The 20,614-nt window shown below is 55.2% G+C and carries 16 protein-coding genes and 1 pseudogene; 7 read left to right on the forward strand and 10 right to left on the reverse strand.

The window, feature by feature from the left end:
* Positions 1-119: 119 nt before the first annotated feature.
* The 3 genes from BCV73_RS19885 to BCV73_RS19895 all read left to right on the forward strand — a co-directional run bounded on the left by BCV73_RS19885 (position 120) and on the right by BCV73_RS19895 (position 2,699).
* Positions 120-311, forward strand: coding sequence for a hypothetical protein (locus tag BCV73_RS19885; protein WP_089548306.1), 192 nt, complete (start codon positions 120-122; stop codon positions 309-311).
* 296 nt (positions 312-607) lie between these two features.
* Positions 608-1,363 carry a helix-turn-helix transcriptional regulator gene (locus BCV73_RS19890; protein ID WP_244879334.1) on the forward strand — a complete coding sequence of 252 codons (756 nt, stop codon included), beginning with the start codon at positions 608-610 and terminating at the stop codon, positions 1,361-1,363.
* A gap of 100 nt (positions 1,364-1,463) precedes the next feature.
* Positions 1,464-2,699 (forward strand): MFS transporter, encoded by a 1,236-nt coding sequence (locus BCV73_RS19895; protein WP_089548308.1) that lies wholly within the window; start codon positions 1,464-1,466, stop codon positions 2,697-2,699.
* Between the two features lie 183 nt (positions 2,700-2,882).
* On the opposite strand, the gene BCV73_RS19900 is transcribed toward BCV73_RS19895, so the two are convergent.
* The 4 genes from BCV73_RS19900 to BCV73_RS19915 all read right to left on the reverse strand — a co-directional run bounded on the left by BCV73_RS19900 (position 2,883) and on the right by BCV73_RS19915 (position 7,955).
* Positions 2,883-4,046 (reverse strand): iron-containing alcohol dehydrogenase, encoded by a 1,164-nt coding sequence (locus tag BCV73_RS19900; protein ID WP_076169663.1) that lies wholly within the window; start codon positions 4,044-4,046, stop codon positions 2,883-2,885.
* 137 nt (positions 4,047-4,183) lie between these two features.
* Positions 4,184-5,773, reverse strand: coding sequence for a UDP-glucose--hexose-1-phosphate uridylyltransferase (locus BCV73_RS19905; RefSeq protein WP_089548309.1), 1,590 nt, complete (start codon positions 5,771-5,773; stop codon positions 4,184-4,186).
* A gap of 12 nt (positions 5,774-5,785) precedes the next feature.
* Positions 5,786-6,775, reverse strand: a complete 990-nt coding sequence (gene galE / locus BCV73_RS19910; RefSeq protein ID WP_089548310.1) for a UDP-glucose 4-epimerase GalE — start codon at positions 6,773-6,775, stop codon at positions 5,786-5,788.
* Between the two features lies 1 nt (position 6,776).
* A complete protein-coding gene (locus tag BCV73_RS19915) occupies positions 6,777-7,955 on the reverse strand; it encodes a galactokinase (protein WP_089548311.1) in 1,179 nt (392 codons plus the stop codon).
* 173 nt (positions 7,956-8,128) lie between these two features.
* On the opposite strand from BCV73_RS19915, the gene BCV73_RS19920 reads away from it, so the two are divergent.
* Positions 8,129-9,025, forward strand: coding sequence for an AraC family transcriptional regulator (locus BCV73_RS19920; protein ID WP_076169659.1), 897 nt, complete (start codon positions 8,129-8,131; stop codon positions 9,023-9,025).
* Between the two features lie 292 nt (positions 9,026-9,317).
* Here BCV73_RS19920 and mgrA read toward each other — a convergent pair whose 3' ends face one another.
* The 4 genes from mgrA to BCV73_RS19940 form a co-directional block, all read right to left on the reverse strand.
* Positions 9,318-10,322 carry an L-glyceraldehyde 3-phosphate reductase gene (gene mgrA / locus BCV73_RS19925; RefSeq protein ID WP_089548312.1) on the reverse strand — a complete coding sequence of 335 codons (1,005 nt, stop codon included), beginning with the start codon at positions 10,320-10,322 and terminating at the stop codon, positions 9,318-9,320.
* 180 nt (positions 10,323-10,502) lie between these two features.
* Positions 10,503-11,246 carry an NAD-dependent protein deacylase gene (locus tag BCV73_RS19930; protein ID WP_076169657.1) on the reverse strand — a complete coding sequence of 248 codons (744 nt, stop codon included), beginning with the start codon at positions 11,244-11,246 and terminating at the stop codon, positions 10,503-10,505.
* A 199-nt stretch (positions 11,247-11,445) separates the two neighbouring features.
* Positions 11,446-12,114, reverse strand: coding sequence for a bifunctional 2-keto-4-hydroxyglutarate aldolase/2-keto-3-deoxy-6-phosphogluconate aldolase (locus BCV73_RS19935; RefSeq protein ID WP_089550331.1), 669 nt, complete (start codon positions 12,112-12,114; stop codon positions 11,446-11,448).
* A 78-nt stretch (positions 12,115-12,192) separates the two neighbouring features.
* Positions 12,193-13,161, reverse strand: coding sequence for a sugar kinase (locus BCV73_RS19940; protein ID WP_076169656.1), 969 nt, complete (start codon positions 13,159-13,161; stop codon positions 12,193-12,195).
* Positions 13,162-13,533: 372 nt separating this feature from the next.
* On the opposite strand from BCV73_RS19940, the pseudogene BCV73_RS19945 reads away from it, so the two are divergent.
* Both BCV73_RS19945 and ilvD read left to right on the forward strand, forming a co-directional pair.
* Positions 13,534-13,779: pseudogene (locus BCV73_RS19945) on the forward strand (KGG domain-containing protein); the annotation flags it as partial.
* A gap of 260 nt (positions 13,780-14,039) precedes the next feature.
* Positions 14,040-15,725 (forward strand): dihydroxy-acid dehydratase, encoded by a 1,686-nt coding sequence (ilvD, locus tag BCV73_RS19950; RefSeq protein WP_179232034.1) that lies wholly within the window; start codon positions 14,040-14,042, stop codon positions 15,723-15,725.
* Between the two features lie 210 nt (positions 15,726-15,935).
* Here ilvD and BCV73_RS19955 read toward each other — a convergent pair whose 3' ends face one another.
* A complete protein-coding gene (locus BCV73_RS19955; protein WP_076169655.1) occupies positions 15,936-17,348 on the reverse strand; it encodes a polysaccharide deacetylase family protein in 1,413 nt (470 codons plus the stop codon).
* Between the two features lie 196 nt (positions 17,349-17,544).
* Here BCV73_RS19955 and BCV73_RS19960 point away from each other — a divergent pair, with 196 nt between their 5' ends.
* Positions 17,545-18,702: an AI-2E family transporter gene (locus tag BCV73_RS19960; RefSeq protein WP_076169654.1), complete on the forward strand. Its 1,158-nt coding sequence runs from the start codon at positions 17,545-17,547 to the stop codon at positions 18,700-18,702.
* Here the strand turns inward: BCV73_RS19960 and BCV73_RS19965 are convergent.
* Positions 18,668-20,446, reverse strand: a complete 1,779-nt coding sequence (locus BCV73_RS19965; RefSeq protein ID WP_343219915.1) for a peptidoglycan D,D-transpeptidase FtsI family protein — start codon at positions 20,444-20,446, stop codon at positions 18,668-18,670. The two genes, BCV73_RS19960 and BCV73_RS19965, sit on opposite strands and share 35 nt — an antisense overlap.
* Positions 20,447-20,614 lie beyond the last annotated feature (168 nt).

Here is a 20,614-nt window from a genome sequence, read left to right on the forward strand (position 1 = left end):
TATACACATTCGCTCGAACCGCCAGGCGCTGCCTTGGGCCATGGAGACCTGACCCTTCCGCCTCGTCCGCAAAATCTTTCAAATTGATAGCCAACATCATCATTCTGGAGTTCACAGGGTTGTTTATTGTGCTCATATTGAGCATGACTCAGGTCGTGCCGGTATGGCATATTGCAGAAATTTATCAGCCGGACGTCATCCTTTGGCTGAAGATGATGGCCGTTCTTCTGGCACTGAAGGGAATGATGAAGACGATTTGGTTGGTCCGGCTTCATTATTGGGTGCGGCGAAGCCGCCCGGTGAACCATTGAGAGCTCTCGTTCATTCCTGTCTGATTGCGTGATTCGAATGACCCCCTCGAAACGCAATCAAACGTCCGGTATAATCGTCGTCAGAGGTGATGATTGTGGAACCGTTGACTTCCATTTGTCAGCGATATTTCGGTGAAACCTTATTCGGCCAAAACAACGGAATCTCTTATAAGCTTCGACCCGAAGTCGGCACCGGCATAGCATACAAGGTCACGACTTACAGCGGGATCGAAATCGTATACCATGAGGTTCACTATCACAAGCCGTATCCTTTTCGTTTTGCCTCAAAAGGGCGTATGGTTGAACTTCAGTTCACTCTGTCCGGTCAACGGCAGGTGGTGGTATCGGGCCGGGAACACGAAACTCCGGTCGGGCGGGGTACGCTTGCCTTCGTTCAGGACTTTCAAGCCCAGTTTTATCCATCGGCTGAAGAGCCGTATACTTCATTATCACTGGCTATCCCGGTAGCTCTATTCGATTATGCGGCTAGTCCCTCGGCAGCGTCGCCAAACAACCATTTGGATTTTAACCGGCTCCTGCAAGGGCAAACATTCCGGTCTTTTGATGTTGAACCCGATGCGAGAAGCATGATATTGATAGAGCAATTAATCTCGGATTTAAAAAATGCCGACAGATCCCCGCTAATGATGGAAGCAGTTGCACTGGAGCTGCTGAACCGGCATATGCATCAACTATTTGTTGTGACGCCTATTCCGAGCGGTTTGTCTAAAGGGGATGTCCAAAAATTGCACCAGGCAAAGCAAATCCTTGAATCGTGTATGGCAGACCCTCCTTCGCTGTTGGCATTGGCAAAGATGGTCGAGTTAAACGACTTTAAACTGAAGATGGGATTCAAGGCATGCTTCGGCTTGACCGTGTTCGAATATGTAAGACAGATCCGCCTCGACCATGCGATGAGCCTTTTGCGAAACCGGGCCGCCAATGTGACCAAGGCTGCGATGACCGTAGGGTACAGCAACGTTAGCGCATTTTCCGAGCAGTTTTTTCGGAGATACGGCATGAAGCCTTCCGAGGTAAAAAAACAATTTTAATCCGTTTGACCGCAGTTCCATCCGTAACGAGGGAGAACACACAGCCCGCTTTGCTTATACTCCTACTCAAATGATCCATTTGAGAAAAGGAGTGCAGCGAATGAATAAAATAAAGGGAAGCGTCTTTTTCAGCGTTTTTGTAGCGATGTTAGGGCTTATGCTTCTTGCTCCAATCACACCCTCACTAATACGGGAATTAGGGCTCAAGGAAATTTACTCCGGAATCCTGATTTCCAGCGGATCGGTCATGATGGCCGTCATGGCTCCGGTATGGGGGAATATCAGTGACGCGAAAGGACGGAAACCGGTTATACTGATCGGGTTTATCGGCATGTGCATCAGTACTTTATTGTTGACGGCCGTGTTTTATGCCGGTCTCCAACACTGGCTTAGCGGCGGGCTGCTGCTGTCTCTTATGATTGGTGCCCGCAGCCTGGTCGGTTTCTTCATTCCGGCCATCCTGTCCTCCTCACAGGCTTATATCGGCGATGTAACGGAGGGGAAAAATAGAGGAAGCGGTATGGCGATCATCAGCGCTGCGAATGGGCTTGGGCTTGTTTTGGGGCCGGCCGTTGCCGGCATCTTCACCATCATTGGTTTATTGTGGCCTTTATATTTTGGCATCACGATGGCAGCTGTCGCCTGTGTCGTCACTCTGCTGCTAATGCCTGCAACGAAACCAGCGCTGCGGGGTGGGGCCGTCAAAGTCAGCCCGTTCCAACCCGGTTTACGGCTCTATCTACTTGCAGCGTTGGTGACAATGATCGGGCTCGTCACGATTCAGGTCGTCGGTGGTTTTTATTTGCAGGATCAGCTCGGTCTCCCGTCCGACCGGTTGGCAGGGGTCGTTTCCTTCGGGCTCATGTTTACGGGTCTGGCTATGCTCATCTCACAAGTCGTTCAGTCCAAATGGCTGAAATGGGGACCATGGGCGATGATCTCACTCGGATCTTTGATTCTCGTCGCAAGCATGCTCCTATTCCTTTTTGCCATTCAGCTTCCCTTTTTTTATTTGGCGTTTTTGGTGTTTGGTTTAGGAGCTGGGCTTATGATGACCGGATTTATGGCAGGCGCTTCTCTGTCGGTAAGTCATGAACAGCAAGGAGGCGTTGCCGGCATGGTTGCAGCCATGCAGGGGATTTCCGCCATTATCGCCCCTATTGCAAGCACTACTCTCTATCAGGTCAACCGATACAGCCCTATGGTCATGATTGCCGTTCTGACAGCCCTCCTGGGCTTAGTGATGCTGGCACGCTCCCGAAAGAGACTGGGCCATCATGAGGCCGACCCTATGGAAGGCCGAGAGATCCAAGCCGGATCAGGAGGTATAAAGTAAGCCGTGAATTCAGCGACCTAGGGGTGGGCAGCATCAACCCGAACCCTCGACACGGAAAAGATGTGGAACGGAAAAAAGGGGCTTTCCCGGGTCGGATCGACCTTATGGGAAGCCCCTTGGCTATATTGGCGGAGAAAGGAAGAATATTCCAGCTCTCCGGTCGCTGACGGAACGCTTATCGGCTTACAGCGACATTTTGTAAATTTCGATGACGTCTTCCTTGTTCAACTTGCGGAAGTTGCCAAACGGCCCGAAGCGGACCGACTTCTCGGCCATCACTTCGATCTGGCTGTCGTCGATGTCGTAATCGGCCAGGCGGGCCGGTGCACCGATGGAGCTCCAGAAATCGCGAAGCGCCTGGATGCCCTCTTCCCCGACCTGCTCGTCGCTCTTGCCGGCCGGATCCACGTTAAACACGTTGACGGCAAGGCGCTTGAAGCGGCCTGGATCCACGCTCAGGTTATATTTCATCCAGTTCGGGAACAGGATGGCCAAACCACCGCCGTGCGGAATGTCATACACGGCCGATACGGCGTGTTCGATGTTGTGGGTCGCCCAGTCGCCGGACATGCCCATGTTCAGTACACCGTTCAGCGCCATCGTGCCGCAGTACATGATCGTAGAACGGTACTCGTAGTTTTCCAGATCGTTAATCAGCTTCGGCGCGGTTTCGATGACGGTACGAAGGACCGTTTCGCAGAATCCATCCTGAACCGGCGTGTTGGTCTCCTGGTGGAAGTAATGCTCCAGCACGTGTGACATCATGTCTACCATGCCGTAAACGGTTTGGTCTTTCGGCAGGGAATACGTGTTCACCGGATCCAGGATGGAAAATGCCGGGAAGGCAAACGGGCTGCCCCAGCCCATCTTTTCTTTCGTTTGCTCGTTCGTAATGACCGAGCCTCCGTTCATTTCCGAGCCTGTCGCCGCCATCGTCAGCACCGTGCCGAGCGGAAGGGCAGCCTGCGGAGCGGCTTTGCGTTCCACAAAGTCCCACATATCGCCGTCGTATTTGGCGCCGACCGCAATCGCCTTGGAGCAGTCCAGGACGCTGCCGCCGCCTACCGCAAGAATCAACTCAATGCCTTTTGTCCGGCACAGGTCCACCCCTTTATGTACAGTTGATAAGCGCGGATTCGGCTCTACGCCTGCCAGTTCGGTCACCTCGGCGCCGATTTCCTTGAGCAGCGCAAGCACGTTGTCGTACAGGCCGGAGCGCTTGATGCTTCCGCCGCCGTATACCAGCAGCACCTTTTTCCCGTATTTCGGAACTTCGGTTTTTAATTTATCCAGCTGACCTTGGCCGAAAATAAGCTTGGTCGGGTTATGAAATTCAAATGCTTTCATTGTCGGATTCGCCTCCATGATGTAATGAGTTGCCCTAAATATTATAACCCTCCGGCCGCAGAAGAAACAAACCGCCCTTCCCGTGCAGGGAATAAGCGGTTTGTAAGGAAGGGGGCGCATCCCCCGGATATAAGAAATTACGCCTCGGTATAACCCATCGCAGTAAGGAAGCGGCGGAACGCCTGCTGCCCGGCCTCCGTCCGTTTGTAGACGCCAGCGTGGCCCAAAATCTCCACGAAAATGCGTCCAACCTCCTCGCGGACCCATTCTTCGGCGGCAGCTTTGTCCCGCTCCATGCCCTGTTCTTCCACCAGGCGGGTGATCCACGGTTTGTGGACTTGGAGCGGATGGTTGTCGTCCTGGAGCAGCGCTTCATACAGCCCGCGGTTTCCGGACAGAATATCCGCGACCTGATCCAGCTCTTCCTTCAGCCGTCCCGGCAGAATCGCCAGGCCCATCACCTCAATGAGGCCGATGTTTTCCTTCTTGATATGGTGCATTTCGGCATGCGGGTGGTAAATCCCCGCCGGATGCTCCTCGCTGGTCCGGTTGTTGCGCAGCACCAAGTCCATTTCGTAAGCCCCGTCCGGCGTCCGATGGACGATCGGGGTCACCGTGTTATGCGGCACCCGCTGCCCGCCTTCTTCTGTAAAAGCATAAATCTCGGCTTCCGGATCGCTGTACTGCTTCCAGGCTTCGTAGATGGAATCGGCGCATTCCAGCAGGACGGCACTGTCCGCCGACGCAAGCCGCAGCACAGACATCGGCCATTTGACGATGCTGGCCGTCACGCCCGGGAACTGCGGGTGAGCGAAGGATGCTTCCTTCGGCGCGTTCTGGATCGGGAACGTATGGCGCCCGCCCTGGAAGTGATCGTGGGTTAGAATGGACCCGCCCACGATCGGCAGATCGGCATTCGAGCCGATAAAATAATGCGGGAAGACGTCTACAAAAGCGAGCAGGCGACGCAGGCTGTCCTTCGTCAGCTTCATCGGCACGTGATCATGGTGGAACACGATGCAGTGCTCGTTGTAGTACACATAAGGCGAATACTGGAAGAACCAGTTTTCGTTGTTCATCTCAAGCGGAATGATCCGCAGGTTTTGGCGTGCGGGATGGTTGACCCGGCCGGCATAACCCACATTCTCACGGCACAGCTGGCATTTGGGGTAGATCGGCGGCGGCAGCAGCTTCGCCATGGCGATTTCCTTCGGACTTTTCTCCGGTTTGGACAAGTTGATGGTCATTTCGATGTCGCCGTATTCCGACGGGTACGTCCAGTATACGTTTTTGCTGACCCGGTCCATCCGGATGTAGTTCGAATCGATCGACAGCCGGTAAAACCGGTCGGTCGCCGCTTCGATTCCCTGCTCCCGTGCCGTACGCTCAAACTCCGCAATCACTTCCGAAGGCCGCGCCATGAGCAGGCCCATGATTTTGGCGTCGAGCAGGTCGCGGTAGGTGTCGGTGTTTTCCGGCATCAGTCCGATCTCAAACGCGTAATCCAGCAGCGTGTCGATCATCGGCTGCGGGCTGTCCCCGGCCTCCTGCTCAGCTTCGTTCAGCGAAGGCTCGCTTGCGCCGAACATATCCAGCAGCAGGTTGCGGCTGTAGTCGGCGTCTTCAGCCTGAATGAGCCGGTGATCCAAGGCGAAACGCACGAGGCGGTCGATCGCCTGCAAGGCTTGCTCTTTCAAGGGATTCGTGGTGTCGGTTTGTGAATTCAATGCGCTTCCCCCTTATTCTTTGCCGTATCCGTCAGGATGGCTTTGATGCCAGCTCCAGGCGCTCTCGATAATGTCCTCCAGCTTGGTGCGCGAAGGGTTCCATCCGAGCACGGTTCGGGCTTTTTCAGAAGATGCAACAAGCACAGCGGGATCGCCGGCTCGGCGGGCCTGCACGACGACCGGAATGTCCAGCCCAGTGACTTTCTTGGCCGTCTCAATGACTTCCTTCACGGAGAAGCCTTCCCCGATCCCCAGGTTAAACACGTTGCTGGCCTCGCCCTTGCGCAAATAATCGACCGCCCGCAAGTGCGCGTCCGCCAGGTCGCTCACGTGGATGTAGTCTCTGACGCAGGATCCGTCCGCCGTCGGATAGTCGTCGCCGAAGACGGCAATGCTCTCGCGCTGCTTCAGCGCGGTTTGCAGCACCAGCGGAATGAGATGGCTTTCGGGACGGTGGTCCTCGCCGATTTTGCCGCTGTCATGGGCCCCTGCCGCATTGAAATAACGCAAGGCTACGTATTTGATGCCGAGCACCTGGTCGAACCAGGACATCATACGCTCCATCATCAATTTGGTCTCCCCGTACACGTTCGTAGGCTGCGTACGGTCGCTCTCGACAATCGGCACCCGTTCAGGTTCACCGTAAGTCGCTGCTGTGGAGGAAAAGACGATCCGGCGCACGTTCGCCGCGTCCATCGCTTCCAGCAGGCAGAGCGTGCCGTAGACGTTGTTATCATAGTACTTCACCGGCTTCTGCATACTTTCGCCCACGAGGGAATTCGCCGCGAAATGGATCACCGCGTCGATCTCGTTCTCGGCGAACAGCTTCGCCAGCAGCTCCTTGTCCCGCAAATCTCCTTCGTACAGCTTGCCGCCGAGCAGCGCCCCGCGGTGCCCCGTTTGCAAATTGTCCAGCACGACTACTTCCTCGCCGCGCTCCAGAAGAGCCGCTACCGTATGCGACCCGATATATCCTGCTCCACCCGTTACGAGAATAGCCATGTTAGTGATCCCCCTTCAGTTCTTTGACTCCGTCGCCTGCGCTGCACACATAGAAATCGGCCTTGAGGCCCGTTCTCGCCTGATACGCTTCGCCGACCTGCTGAATGAACCGTTCCACCGCATCTTCATGCACGAGCGACACGGTGCAGCCGCCAAAGCCAGCTCCGGTCATCCGCGAGCCCAGCGTGCCTTCGATCCGCTGCGCTTCTTCGACCATAACGTCCAGCTCATCGCAGCTGACCTCGTACAGGTCACGCAGCGATGCGTGCGAAGCGTTCATCAGCTGTCCGAAGGTATGCAAATCGTTCTGCTTCAACGCTTCCACGGAATCCAGCACGCGCTGGTTTTCTTCGACCACGTGCCGGGCACGTCTTACGACCGTCTCATCGGCGATAGCATCCTTCAGCGATTCGAACTGATCGGGCGTCAGGCCGGCCAAATACTGAAGCGAAGGCATCTTTGCCTGAAGCTGGGCCAAGGCGGTTTCGCACTGCGAGCGGCGTTCGTTGTAAGCCGAATCCACCAGGCCTCTGCGCTTGTTCGTATTGCTGATCACCAGCTTGTAGACCCCGGTCTGGAACGGAACATGCTTGTATTCCAGCGTGTCGCACATGAGCAGGATCGCGTGGTCCTTCTTTCCGTTCGCGACGGCAAACTGGTCCATGATGCCGCAGTTGACGCCGACGTACTGGTTTTCGGCCTTTTGCGACAGGAGCGCAATCTGCACCGTATCCGTACGGCACCCTTCCATCGACTGCAGCGCATACGAAGTGACCACTTCGATCGAGGCGGAAGAAGACAATCCGGCGCCGTTCGGAATATCGCCGTGATAGAGGATGTCATAGCCTTTCGTAACCGGACAGCCGATATTGGCGTTCTCGACCATGACGCCGACGGCATAGTCCACCCACTCGCCCGTTTTGTGGCTGCCGATTTCCTTGACGGCTAGTTTGTATTCATAAGGCAAATTTGTGGAGGCCAGCTGAATCACATCGTCCCCGCGCTCCCGAATGAGCAGCGTCGTGCCAAACTCCAGCGCTGCGGGAAGGACGTAACCTCCGTTATAATCGATATGCTCCCCGATCAGGTTAACCCGGCCCGGAGCATGAAACACACGTACTTCCTCGCTGCTGTCACCGTATTTCGTCATGAATTGCTGTAATAAAGTTTCCGATGTCATAGGGATATGCACCCATCCTTTCCTTATGGTTCTGCTCTTTCATTATAAAAGGACTTCCTGTCCGCGTTAATGCAATTATGTTGACTCGATATGGATTTATGTGACCTTGGAGAATATAATGGTGTAAGAAGGACCGCATTTATTTTGATGGTTGTGAAAGGATCGATGAATCCATGATTCCGCAGGAGACCTACTCCGTTGCTTCAAACCCCGTCTATCATGACGACGGCCCGCTGCACGTGCTGTTTGCGGGAGAGAGCCAGACCAGGCCTGTGCATGCCGTCGGGCCAAAAATTTATGATTACTATCTGCTTCATTATGTAGAAGAGGGAAAAGGGACGTTTCGAACCGAGCAGCGCACCTATGAGCTCGGACAAGGGAGCTGCTTCCTCATTCACCCCGGCCAGCTGGTCAGCTACGCCTCCGACGCCGGCGAGCCTTGGCGCTACCGCTGGACCGCCTTCTCCGGCAGAGAGGCGCAGGGTCTCCTGGTGAACGCCGGCTTCGACCCGCTGCATCCGGTGCTTTTTACCGACGGGGACACCATGATCCCCGGCTCTATTGAACGGATGCAGGAAGCGTTCTATACGAAGCAGGAAAGCGCCGATCTGGCGTCGCTTGGCTATCTGTACCTGATCTTCTCGGAAGCGCAGAATATCCTGTCCAGCCATTCCCGGCTGACGGGAACGGAATCGCAGGTGCAGCGGACCGTCAAGCAGATGATCCACTACATGTCGGCACAGTACGCCCATCCGGTCTCCATTGAGCAAATGTGCGACAGCCTCGGCTATAACCGGGCTTATCTTTCGCGGATTTTCAAGAAAGAAACCGGATGCTCGCCGGTGACCTATTTGCTTAAGCTCCGCATCGATAAGTCGCGCCAGCTGCTGCGCGAACGGCCGGAGCTGTCGATCGAGCAGGTGGCAGCCTCCGTCGGGCTGACGGACGCTCTGTATTTTTCCCGCCAGTTCAAGCGGCTGTGCGGGCAGTCCCCGACGGCGTACCGCGCCGTCGTAACGGCTCCGGACCTCGTCGCTTCCGCCCGGCCGGACTCGCAGCGCGGATCCTAAGCGCCAGGCACACAATAACCCGCATGCCCTGCCCTCTGGCAGACAAGCGGGTTATTGTGTGTTAGGCCCATGACAAGCGGGTTATTCCGCCTAAGGGCCAGACAAGAGAGTTATTGCACCTAAGATGTGCGTAAGTTTAGTCCAGGCCGGTCATACACCTGATATACGCCCAAGGTCAACCGCAATCGAGTTATCCGTGTTAACGGGTTAATCGAGGATGGTCGCTAATATGGACTTAAGTTTCCGTCACCGGAATTTGCCTCTCATCGAATCACAGGATATATACACAGGATCAGGATTCGCTTTCCGTTTTCAAAATCGCCTCGATCCGGTCAAGCTCTTCCTTGCTGAATTCCTGATTCTTCAGTGCAGCCACGTTGTCTTCGATCTGGCTGACACGGCTGGCTCCGATCAGGGCTGAAGTCACGCGCCCTCCGCGCAGCACCCAGGCCAGCGCCAGCTGGGCCAGGCTTTGGCCGCGAGCGGCCGCAAGCTGGTTCAGCGCCCGGATTTTGCGAAGCACATCCGGCGTAATGTTGCTCTCGTTCAGGAAGACCGACGGGCTCGCGGCACGCGAATCTTCCGGAATGCCGTTCAGGTATTTGTTCGTCAGCAGCCCTTGAGCCAGCGGGGTAAAGGCAATCGTGCCGATCCCCTGCTCATCCAGCACGTCCTGCAGGCCGTTCTCGATCCAGCGGTTCAGCATGGAATAGCTTGGTTGGTGGATCAAGAGCGGCGTTCCCAGCTGCTTCAGGATTGCGGCGGCTTCCGCCGTCTGCTCCGCCGAATAATTCGAAATGCCGACGTACAGCGCTTTACCGGAGCGCACAATATGGTCAAGCGCCATCATTGTTTCTTCCAGTGGAGTATCCGGGTCAAAGCGGTGCGAATAAAAAATGTCGACATAATCGAGACCCATCCGCTTTAAGCTTTGATCCAGGCTGGAGACAAGATACTTGCGTGATCCCCACTCCCCGTAAGGACCGGGCCACATGTAATACCCGGCTTTGGACGAGATAATCAATTCATCCCGGTGGCTCTTCAGATCTTGGGCCAGAATCCGGCTAAACGTTTCTTCCGCCGAGCCTGGTGGAGGACCGTAGTTGTTCGCCAGATCAAAGTGGGTAATTCCTAAATCAAACGAGCGGGTGACCATGTTCCGCGCATTTTCGTACGTATTGATTCCGCCAAAATTATGCCAGAGTCCCAGCGATATGGCCGGGAGCTTCAGTCCCGAACGGCCACAGCGGTTATAAGTCATCTCTTCATAACGTGATTCGCTTGGTGTATATGCCATTGATATCCGCCCTTCTCTCTCACGGTTAATAGACTACTAGAACCATCATAAATCCTCGGCAAGGCATTTGACAAGAAACCGATTACACGGGCTGGAGGTCCCGGCTGATATCCTTCCTGTTAAAAAAGGGATGGACTAAGCTGTTACCACGCTTACCGCGCTATGAACATCTGCCACCCATTAAATACCCAGTTTCCGCTCCACTTGCTCCATCACTTCGCCGATTTTATCAGCGATCAGCAGATCCGCTTTGCGGTCATATGGAGTAGGGTCCATATTCAGGAGGACGGTGCGGCTTCCTTGAAAATAGGACACCAGGTCCGCTGCCGGCTGAACCGTCAGGGAGGTGCCGCCGATGATGAGCAGATCCGCCTGGGAGATCGCCTCCACCGCACCAAAGAGCACCTGCTGGTCCAGCGGCTCCTCATACAGGACGACGTCGGGCTTGATGATCCCGCTGCAGCTTGGGCAGCGCGGAACGAGCTTGTTCGTCGCCATGATGTGCTCCAGGTCGTAAAACGCCCCGCAGCCCATGCAGTAATTGCGGTGAACCGAACCGTGCAGCTCCAGCACCTCTTTGCTTCCCGCCTTCTGATGCAATCCGTCGATGTTCTGGGTCACGACAGCCTTCAGCTTGCCGGCTTGCTCCAGTTTGGCCAGCATCCGGTGGCAGCCGTTCGGAGCCGCATCGGGATGCAGCATTTTGCTGCGGTAAAAATCAAAGAACACCTCGGGAAGCTTCATAAAAAAGGACCGGCTCAGCATTTGCTCCGGCGGGTATGGCAGATGCTGTTCGGTCTGATACAGCCCGGCGGCGGAACGGAAGTCGGGAATGCCGCTTTCCGTCGACGTTCCCGCTCCACCGAAAAAAACGATATTGCCGCTTTGTTCAATCCAAGAGGCAAGCGTATCTATGTTCTGCACGATATGGTGCACCTCCACAAGTGTTGGTCCTTTTGATCCGATCCGCGGCTTCTCGCTTCATATGGAATAAGGGACCAGCCCGCCTCCACATGCGGGACGGCAGGCTGTATGGTGTAGTACCCGTTACGATCGGGTTTGATTCACAATGCTTGGGTTTTACTTATGATACAATAATTCCGCTCATAACATTCCGGCCGGCTTACAGCTCCGACTTTGCCTTGCGGTAAGCCTCCATGTACTGCTCCGCTTTCGTGCGGACATGGCTTAAATCCCCAGTCTTCACAGCCTCGTTGGTCAGGTCCGAGCCGATGCCCACAGCCACCGCCCCGCCTTTGATCCAGTCGCCGAGATTGGACAGCGATACGCCGCCCGTCGGCATAAAGTCCGCTTGAGGCAGAGGCCCCTTCATCGTCTTGATGATGGACGGATCGTACAGGCTGCCAGGGAACAGCTTCACGATGTCGACCCCGAGCTCGAGTGCCTGCTGCACTTCGGCGATCGTCATGACGCCCGGCAGAATCGGCACCCGGTACAAATTGCACAGCTTAACCGTGTCGGGATTCAGTGAAGGACCGACGACAAACTGGGCTCCGGCCATGATGGAAGCGCGCGCCGTCTGAGGCTCCAGCACCGTTCCCGCTCCGATAATGGCGAATTTGTCCGGGTCGCTCGTCTCCCAGCTGTACATCCGGCTGAGCTTCTCGATCGCATGCAGCGCTCCCGGCACGGTCAGCGTAACCTCGATGACCTTGATCCCGCCGGCAATCGCCGCCTCAGCCATGTCAAACACCTGATCGGCCGAATCTCCGCGCAGAACGGCAACGACGCCGTTATCGATAATTTTTTGCAAAAGCTGGATTTTTTTCACAATGACCGCTCCTTTGTGTTCATTATATGGAAAAGCCTGAAAGTTGTCTATTTCCAGAGTACCCACGCATCTCTCGCCTTATCTCTCGATATGCGCCTTGTTGCCGAGCTTCGCCTCGACCTGCTCCCAGGTCGGAAGCGCTTCCCAATCACCCACGGCCTGAATAACCATAGATCCGGTTAGATTCCCCAGACGGGTCGCTTCCACGGCGCTTTCGCCCTTCAATAGCCCGGCGATAAAGCCGGCACAGAAGCCGTCACCCGCTCCGACGGTATCCAGTACATTATCGGCCTTGAAGTACGGAACCTCCGTTACGTTCCCCTGCTCGAGCACATAAGTCAGGTCGGGACCGCCTTTGACGATCGATACGGCTTTCAGTTTGGAAAGGCTTGCAAAAATCGCCGCGTCATCGTCCGTATCGTACAGCAGCTTCAGCTCGTCGAGGCCCGGTAAAAAGTAATCCGCCTTTTCGGCCAGACGCAGCAGCACGCCCCGCGCCTCTTCCAGGCTCCACAGCTTTAGGCGGAGATTGGGGTCAAAGCTGATTTTGACGCCGGCTGCCGCGGCGATGTCTATAGCCGCTTCGACGCAGGCCAGTCCGGACGGGCTGATCGCCGCCGTAATGCCGGTCACGTGCAGCATTTTGGCCCCGGCAATATAGGAAGCATTCAGCTGATCCGGCTGCATCCGGCTTGCCGCGGAGCCTTTCCGGTAATAGTACACCGATGTGCGGCCCGCCGTATTTTCACGGATCATCATGCCTGTTGGCGCGTCAACACTGCGGACCGTTTGCGACACGTCTACGCCTTCGCCGCGGATTGACTTGTAAATCATATCCCCGAGAGGATCCTTTCCGAGCGCCCCGAACCAGCCTGAGGTGTGACCCAGACGGGCGACGCCGATGGCCACATTGCTCTCCGCTCCGCCAAAGGATTTATGTAAGGTGGAAGCATACTCCAGGCCGCGGGAATCCTGCGCCGTGAACAGCCCCATGCTTTCTCCGAACGTGACAAGCTCGGGTGATCCAGGTAGGTTACTATCCTGCATGTTTTCTTCCCCTTTCCGTTACTTGGTCTGTCCCTATTGTCAGCGGAGGAAGAAGGGTTGTCAATATGTAACAATAGAAGCGGAGCCGTATTTGTCTCCTCCTCTCCACGGGCTTATCCGCTAGGGCTGATCTGATATGCCTCCTTCCGACGGGGCTGTATCCAAGCAAGTTATTTACTAATGATTTCATAATTTAATTGTTTCACTCCAGTAGGGCTGTGGTAAGTAAAGGATGCGCGCAACTAATATAGAGTGAGCTAAGGCTAACGTCATCCGCGCCTTCTTCGGAAGGCGGGCACGGACTTCGGGTCCGGAGGTGCACTTTAGTTCAATCTATATCCATCAAAAATACTTTCCAAGGAGTGATTTGAAATGGCACGTAACAACGATAATAACGGTAAAATGAGCAGAGAAGAAGCAGGTCGTATGGGCGGGGAAGCAACGGCCAAAAATCATGACAAGGAATTTTATCAGGAAATCGGCCGCAAAGGCGGCGAAGCCACTTCCAAAAACCACGACCGTGAATTCTATCAGGAGATCGGCCAAAAAGGCGGCGAAGCCACTTCCGAGTCTCACGACAAGGAGTTCTACAAAGAAATCGGCCGCAAGGGCGGCAAAAACTAATCCCTGCCTGACCATCAGCCAACAACGAGTGATGGATTGACATAAGCCAAAAGGCACCTTCATTCCCAGCGAATGGAAGGTGCCTTTTCCTGTTCGCCTGCCTGGGCCTTAAGTTCCCCGAATCTTTCGAACCATTGCTAGAAAAAGCTTTCATTTTGTGATAGACTCATTTAAAACCGTTTCGTTTTATACGGGCACTTTCATAGTTAACCGCGCTAAAGCGCGATACTTACAGTTAGGGGGAAAAAGACATCATGGCAGCTAATAAAATGCGCTCTGACATGATCAAGAAGGGCTTTGACCGCGCGCCTCACCGCAGCTTGCTCCGCGCGGCGGGCGTGAAAGAGGAGGATTTCGGCAAGCCGTTTATCGCCGTGTGCAACTCATACATCGACATCGTTCCCGGCCACGTCCACCTTCAGGAATTCGGCAAATTGGTCAAGGAGGCCATCCGCGAAGCCGGAGGCGTTCCGTTTGAATTCAACACGATCGGCGTCGATGACGGCATCGCCATGGGGCACATCGGCATGCGTTATTCCCTGCCGAGCCGCGAAATCATCGCCGACTCGCTCGAAACCGTCGTCTCTGCACACTGGTTCGACGGCATGGTCTGCATTCCGAACTGTGACAAAATTACGCCGGGCATGCTGATGGGCGCGCTGCGCGTCAACATCCCTACGATCTTCGTCAGCGGCGGTCCGATGAAGGCCGGCGTAGACAGCAAAGGACGCCGCCTGTCCCTGACATCCGTATTCGAAGGCGTCGGTGCCCACCAAGTCGGAAAAATCAGCGACGACGATCTGCTGGAGCTTGAACAATACGGCTGTCCTACCTGCGGTTCCTGTTCGGGCATGTTCACCGCGAACTCCATGAACTGTCTGGCGGAAGCCCTTGGACTGGCAATGCCGGGCAACGGCACGATTCTGGCGGTAGCCGAAGAACGCAGAGAGTTCGTCAAGCAATCTGCACGCCAGCTGATGGAACTCGTGAAGATGGACCTGAAGCCGCGTGACATCGTGACCAGGGAATCCATCGACAACGCCTTTGCGCTCGACATGGCCATGGGCGGCTCCACAAACACCGTGCTTCACACCCTGGCTCTCGCTCAGGAAGCCGGCATCGATTATCCGCTGGAGCGGATCAATGAAGTCGCCAACCGCGTGCCGCATATCTCCAAGCTCGCACCGGCTTCGGATTACTTCATCGAAGACGTTCATACCGCAGGCGGCGTAAGCGCCGTGCTGAACGAGCTGCTCAAGAAGCCGGGCGCATTGTACGGCGACTGCATGACGGTTACCGGCAAGACGCTGGCCGAGAACGTAACCGGCTGCGAAATCCAGGACAAGAACGTCATCCATCCGATCGACCAGCCATACTCCGAGCGTGGAGGCCTGGCGGTGCTCTACGGCAACCTGGCTCCGGAAGGATCCATCATCAAAGTCGGCGCCGTGGATCCATCCGTCGGCGGCTATCATAAAGGCCCTGCCATCTGCTTCGACTCCCAGGAAGAGGCGCTGGAAGGCATCGCAAACGGCAAGGTTAAAGAAGGCCACGTCGTCGTTATTCGTTACGAAGGACCTAAAGGCGGCCCAGGCATGCCGGAAATGCTGGCGCCTACGTCCCAAATCGTCGGCATGGGCCTTGGAGCCAAAGTCGGCCTGATCACGGACGGACGCTTCTCCGGCGCATCCCGCGGGATCAGTATCGGCCACATCTCTCCGGAAGCAGCTGAGGGCGGTCCGATCGCCTTCGTCGAAGACGGAGACATCATCGAGCTCGACCTGAACAACCGTAAAATCGAGCTTCTTGTCAGCGACGAAGTGCTGGCCGAGCGCCGCACCCATTGGAAAGGCTTCGAGCCGAAGGTGAAAACAGGCTATCTCGCCCGTTACTCCAAGCTCGTCACCAACGCCAGCCAAGGCGGCGTCATGAAAATCTAATCTACTCTGCATCGAAGTGAGATGCATCCGAGGTGCTTCATAAGTCACTCCGACTTATGAAGCACCTTTTTTATATAAAGCATAAGACTTTAAATAGTAAGGCTGCTTCATTCGGTTTCCGGTTCAACATCAAAAGGGCTGTCTCCAGCTGCGGTCTTTACCACAGCCGGGACAGCCCCGATCCATATTTTCGTATAAGTGCTGTTTGATTTACATAGCAGGCGGCGTGCTGCCGATACCCTGCGACGAAGCAACCAGATTCAGGTCAAGCAGCTCGCCCTTCTTCTCCTCTTGCGGATCGGACGGCTCCTTCACTTGCTGCCGGCGGTGAGATCCGCTCTCGGAAAACCGCTCGATTAGCTGAGCAACAGACATGACCAGCAGTTTCGGAACCATCTGTTCCGCATGGTCCTTCAGCCGTTCCTGTCCGGACGGATTAATGATCCGCAGCAGGAACTTCAAATACATCGTCGTCGATCTAGCGAATAAGCCGTCTTTCAAATCGACGATTTTGAAGCCGAAGTTCTTTGGCCCCCGGTTAATCATCGTGATTCCGTATATGGCCTTCGCCTGCTGCAGTTCAGGGTCGCTCAGGATGATCCGGGCAAGTTCCGGGAACTGATCTTCGGTGGCGCGGATCATCTGGATGGCCAGGTGCACCATCGATCTGGACCGGACACCGAGCCGGAACAGCTTCTCGTTATCGAAGTGCAGCTCGATCACTTTATCTCCCTTGGACAGCGTTGCGCCGTCATTCATCTCCACCGTTTGTCCCTTATAGGTGCGCAGCCGGTAATGGATGAACGGATCATAAGGCCGGATTGATTTCAACCGGAACATCGCATGAAACAGCGTTTCCCACAGCAGCCAAACTTTGACCGAAGCCCGTTTCAGCCGCGGCAGCTTTCGCTCCGGCGCTTTCTCCTTCGCTTCGATCATCTCGTCGATCCGGATGGCTTTCATTCCGCGGCGCTCCGCTTCCTCCAGCACCCGCTCCAAAGCAATCAGCATCTGCTGCGGCGCGTCCGGGTTGGCTCCGGCGGTGAGGCCGCAATCATGCAGCAGCATCACTTCTCCGGGCTGAAGCTTGTTCAGCATCCGCTCGGTCAGCCGGTCCGCGCCGATGCGTTCCCGCCAGTCGCCGAACATGGACGACCACAGGACGATCTTGAACTGACTTCGCTTGGCAAAATCGAACAGGTTCACGATTCCCCACGGCGGACGGTAATAAGAACTGCGCTCCCCGGTAATCGTATGAATAACCTTGTCGGTCTTCATAATCTGTTTCTTGACCGTTCCCGGCCGCATGAGCCAGTTCGATTTATGGACATAATTATGAATGCCGATCAGATGGCCTTCGTCATAGATTCGCTTGACGATTTCGGGATGCTGCTCCGCGTGCGAGCCGACGACGAAGAAGGTGGCCTTGGCGTTGTATCTTTTCAGCAGGTCCAGCAATTTCGGAGTGTACACCGAATCGGGACCGTCATCGAAGGTCAGCGCGTATTCATGCTCCGTGATCCCTCTGCGAAATACGCGGAAACCGAATATCCGGGTGATCAAGCCGGGAATAAACGCGTAAAACGATGAGATGTAAAATAACCAAAGCAGCAAAGTCTGCATGTCATATCCCCACTTTTCTCTGTATTGACTTTGACTTGCCGAAAGGCATGTGTTATTTGATAACTTTAATTTTCATAGGCACCCTATAAAAATCGCTACCTCTTATTTTATCACAGTGACTGAAGAAATAGGCGTTTTTTTATAAATCGTGTACAATGAAAAATAATCTGTTGTGAAAAGGAGAGATCCGCCCGCGATGCTTCCACTGTACAAAAAATACTGGCGAACCTTTGTGGATATCGGGTTCATCGTACTTACCGTTTTCCTCGTCATGTACATATTCAGCAAGCTGTACCAAATCGCCGCGCCCGTATTTTTATCCTTCGTCGTTTTCTTTATGATCGAACCGCTGGCCAAGTTTTTGCACAAGAGGGGCATGCCCAAACCGTTCGCTTCCGCCATTTCCGTACTGGTGTTTATTTTGGTGATCCTGGGGATCCTGTTCGGGGTCGGACTGATCGTCGTTTCCCAGTTCGCCCAGGTCCAAGATAATTTGCCCAAATACACGCATATGATTCAAACGGAATTTACCAAGCTGACGCAATTTCTTCAGGAAAAAATCGCAGCCCTGCCGCCAAATGTCACTGCAAAAATGAACGAGTATTTTACAACGTTAACGGATTATGCCAGCGGGTGGGCCACCGCTTTCTTTAAATATATGGTCGGACTGTTCAGTTCGTTCTCGTCCTTTATGGGCAACTTCGGCATCGCGATCATCCTGGCGTTTTTCCTCAGCACCGAAATCGGCAGCTGGAGAAAAGTGATGCGGGACAAGTCGCCGAAGACGCTGAAGAACGCCTATACATTTCTGAAGACATATGTCCTGAAAGCCATCGGCTCCTACATCAAGGCCCAGCTGATCATGGTGCTCATCACCCTCGTGCTCGTATATGCCGGGCTGTTGATTCTGCGCACAGGCAACGAGCTTGCACTAGCCTTGGTTTGTGCCGTATTTGATATTCTGCCGCTCGTCGGGGTTCCGGTTATCCTGATCCCATGGATCATTTATTTGTTTATTGTCGGCAATCTCAGTCTGGCGATCGGCCTTTCCGTCCTTCTCGTCGTGGTGCTTCTCACCCGCCAGCTGCTCGAACCGCGGATTACGGGCAATTCGATCGGCGTGTCGTCGGCTTTCCTGATGCTCTCGTTCATGATCATCTCCCTGTCGATCTTTGGCATCGCCGGACTGATCCTCTCTCCCGTGCTGCTGATCCTGATCAAGGAACTGCTCCAGCAGGGATATTTGCAGAGCTGGATCCGCCTTCCGAAGGAAGAGTTCGACGTCTCGCCGTTTGATATGACCACCCGCACGCCGGATGCTACGCCGCCGGATGAGCCGCAAGCAGGTTCATAATGCGTCCGAACAGCACCGTCGCCTGGTTCCGGGAGGACGGCGACATATTTTGATACAGTACTGCAGCCGCGTATTTCGGTTGGTTCACGGGTCCGTACCCGATGAACCACTGATGATTACGCGGCTGCCCGTTTATGGTCACCTGGGCCGTTCCCGATTTGCCGGCAAGCGGCCATGCCGTGCCGCGGATCGACCGACCCGTTCCTTCGGTGACCACCTTCTCCATCCAACCGGTAATCAAATCCGCAGTTGCCGGCTGGACGGTACCAAGGGACGATGGGGCCAAATGGGGCTTCAGCTCTTTCATCAGCTGGCCGTTCGCATACGAGACGCTCTCCAGAATTCGTGGCGCGTGGACTTGTCCCTGCTGAAGAAGCGTCACGATCATGTTGGCGGCCTGCAGCGGGGTCACCTGTACATCGCGCTGACCGATGCCGGTCTGTGCGCGGATCCCCCCGTCCCTGTCGGCCTTATCCGGATCGGCAAAGATTTTTCCGCTGTCCTCATGATCGAACGGGCGCAGAAGAGGCAGGCCAAGGATGTCCTTTTCCTCCCAGCCCACCGTTCTGGCCAGGCCCAGCTTATGAGCGGCCGCTTCGATTTCGCCCGCTGTCAGCCGCTCCGCCAGTTCGGCAAACACGGCGTTGCACGATTCAGCATAAGCCTCAGCGAGGGTAATCACGCCATGCTCTTTGGGGCAGGAAAGTCCATATTTACCGTATGCGCCGGTGCACGTAAAGGTTTCACCCGGAGTAGTGACGCCTGCCTCCAGCGCCGCTGCCGCGATGACCGTTTTGAATATGGAACCAGGCACGGCTGCCTGCAAAGCGCGGTTATTCCATGCCCTTTGCTGCGGATGGACGTCCAAGGGATTGTAGAACGGCAGCGATACCATGGCCACCACATCGGCCGTCTGTGCATCAAGGAGGACAACGGCTCCCTCCTTCATCCCCGATTCCTTGGCCAGCTGCTCGATCTGCCGCTGCAGCTCCAGGTCCACCGTGGTGCGGAATTTGAGCGGATAATAGGCGTTACCCGGTCCTTTAATCCGGATGCCCGTACCCGGAATGGGCTGATCGCTTCCATCGACGGTATAATAGGCGGTCGTCGGACCCATCCCGCGCAGAAGCGGCTCCAGCGTCTTTTCCAGCCCTGCCGCCCCTTCCTGGAAGGCATATCCCGTGTGGATCAGATGCTTCTGCCCAGGCTGCTCCGTTAAATAGCCGAGCCACTGCATCCCGCTGGAAGCATCCTCATACCGCTTAGTATACGGCAGCACTTCGATGCCGCTGATTCCGGCCGTCCTTACCTGTTTCGCTTCGCTGTCCTTCAACGCCAGCGGATCGCTCTTGCGGGAGTCCGGCCACACGAGAGGGACGCTCAAGTGGTCCCATACCTTCAGGAAGGCGGCCTGATCCGTCTTCAGGACCCGGGTGACCGCATTCAGCTTGTCCTTCGCCTCTTGCCGGATGGAGCCGGAAACCGGGAACAGCACGGCGGCGGAAACCGTCTTCCCTGTTAAGGGCTCGCCGTTTCTGTCATAAAACTTGCCCCGCCCGGAGTCCAAAACCACGCCTCGCTCCCGCTGCAGCACCGACATTTCCTGCATCGTAAACCGGCTTCCGGGCAGCTCCGACACCCTCATAACGAGCTGGATGTAGGCTAACCTCAATATGAGTACCGTCATCATAAACGAAAGGATGACCAGCACATAAAAAATGCGCTGCTTATGTTTTACGCTCAAGAAGAACCCCTCTTTATGCCTTTTCCACTCAGTATATCCTTCAGCAGGCATGTCCAACCCGCCAAGCTTAGACCAGCCCATTTCCCGGAGAGAATCAGAAAGCCAACGCATCCCCGAGCGGAGGACACGTTGGCTCACTGTGAAAACTGTTTATTGGGTTGGCACTAT

This window comes from Paenibacillus sp. SSG-1 (genome assembly GCF_002224835.1).
In the GTDB taxonomy this organism is placed as follows: domain Bacteria; phylum Bacillota; class Bacilli; order Paenibacillales; family Paenibacillaceae; genus Paenibacillus_AQ; species Paenibacillus_AQ favisporus.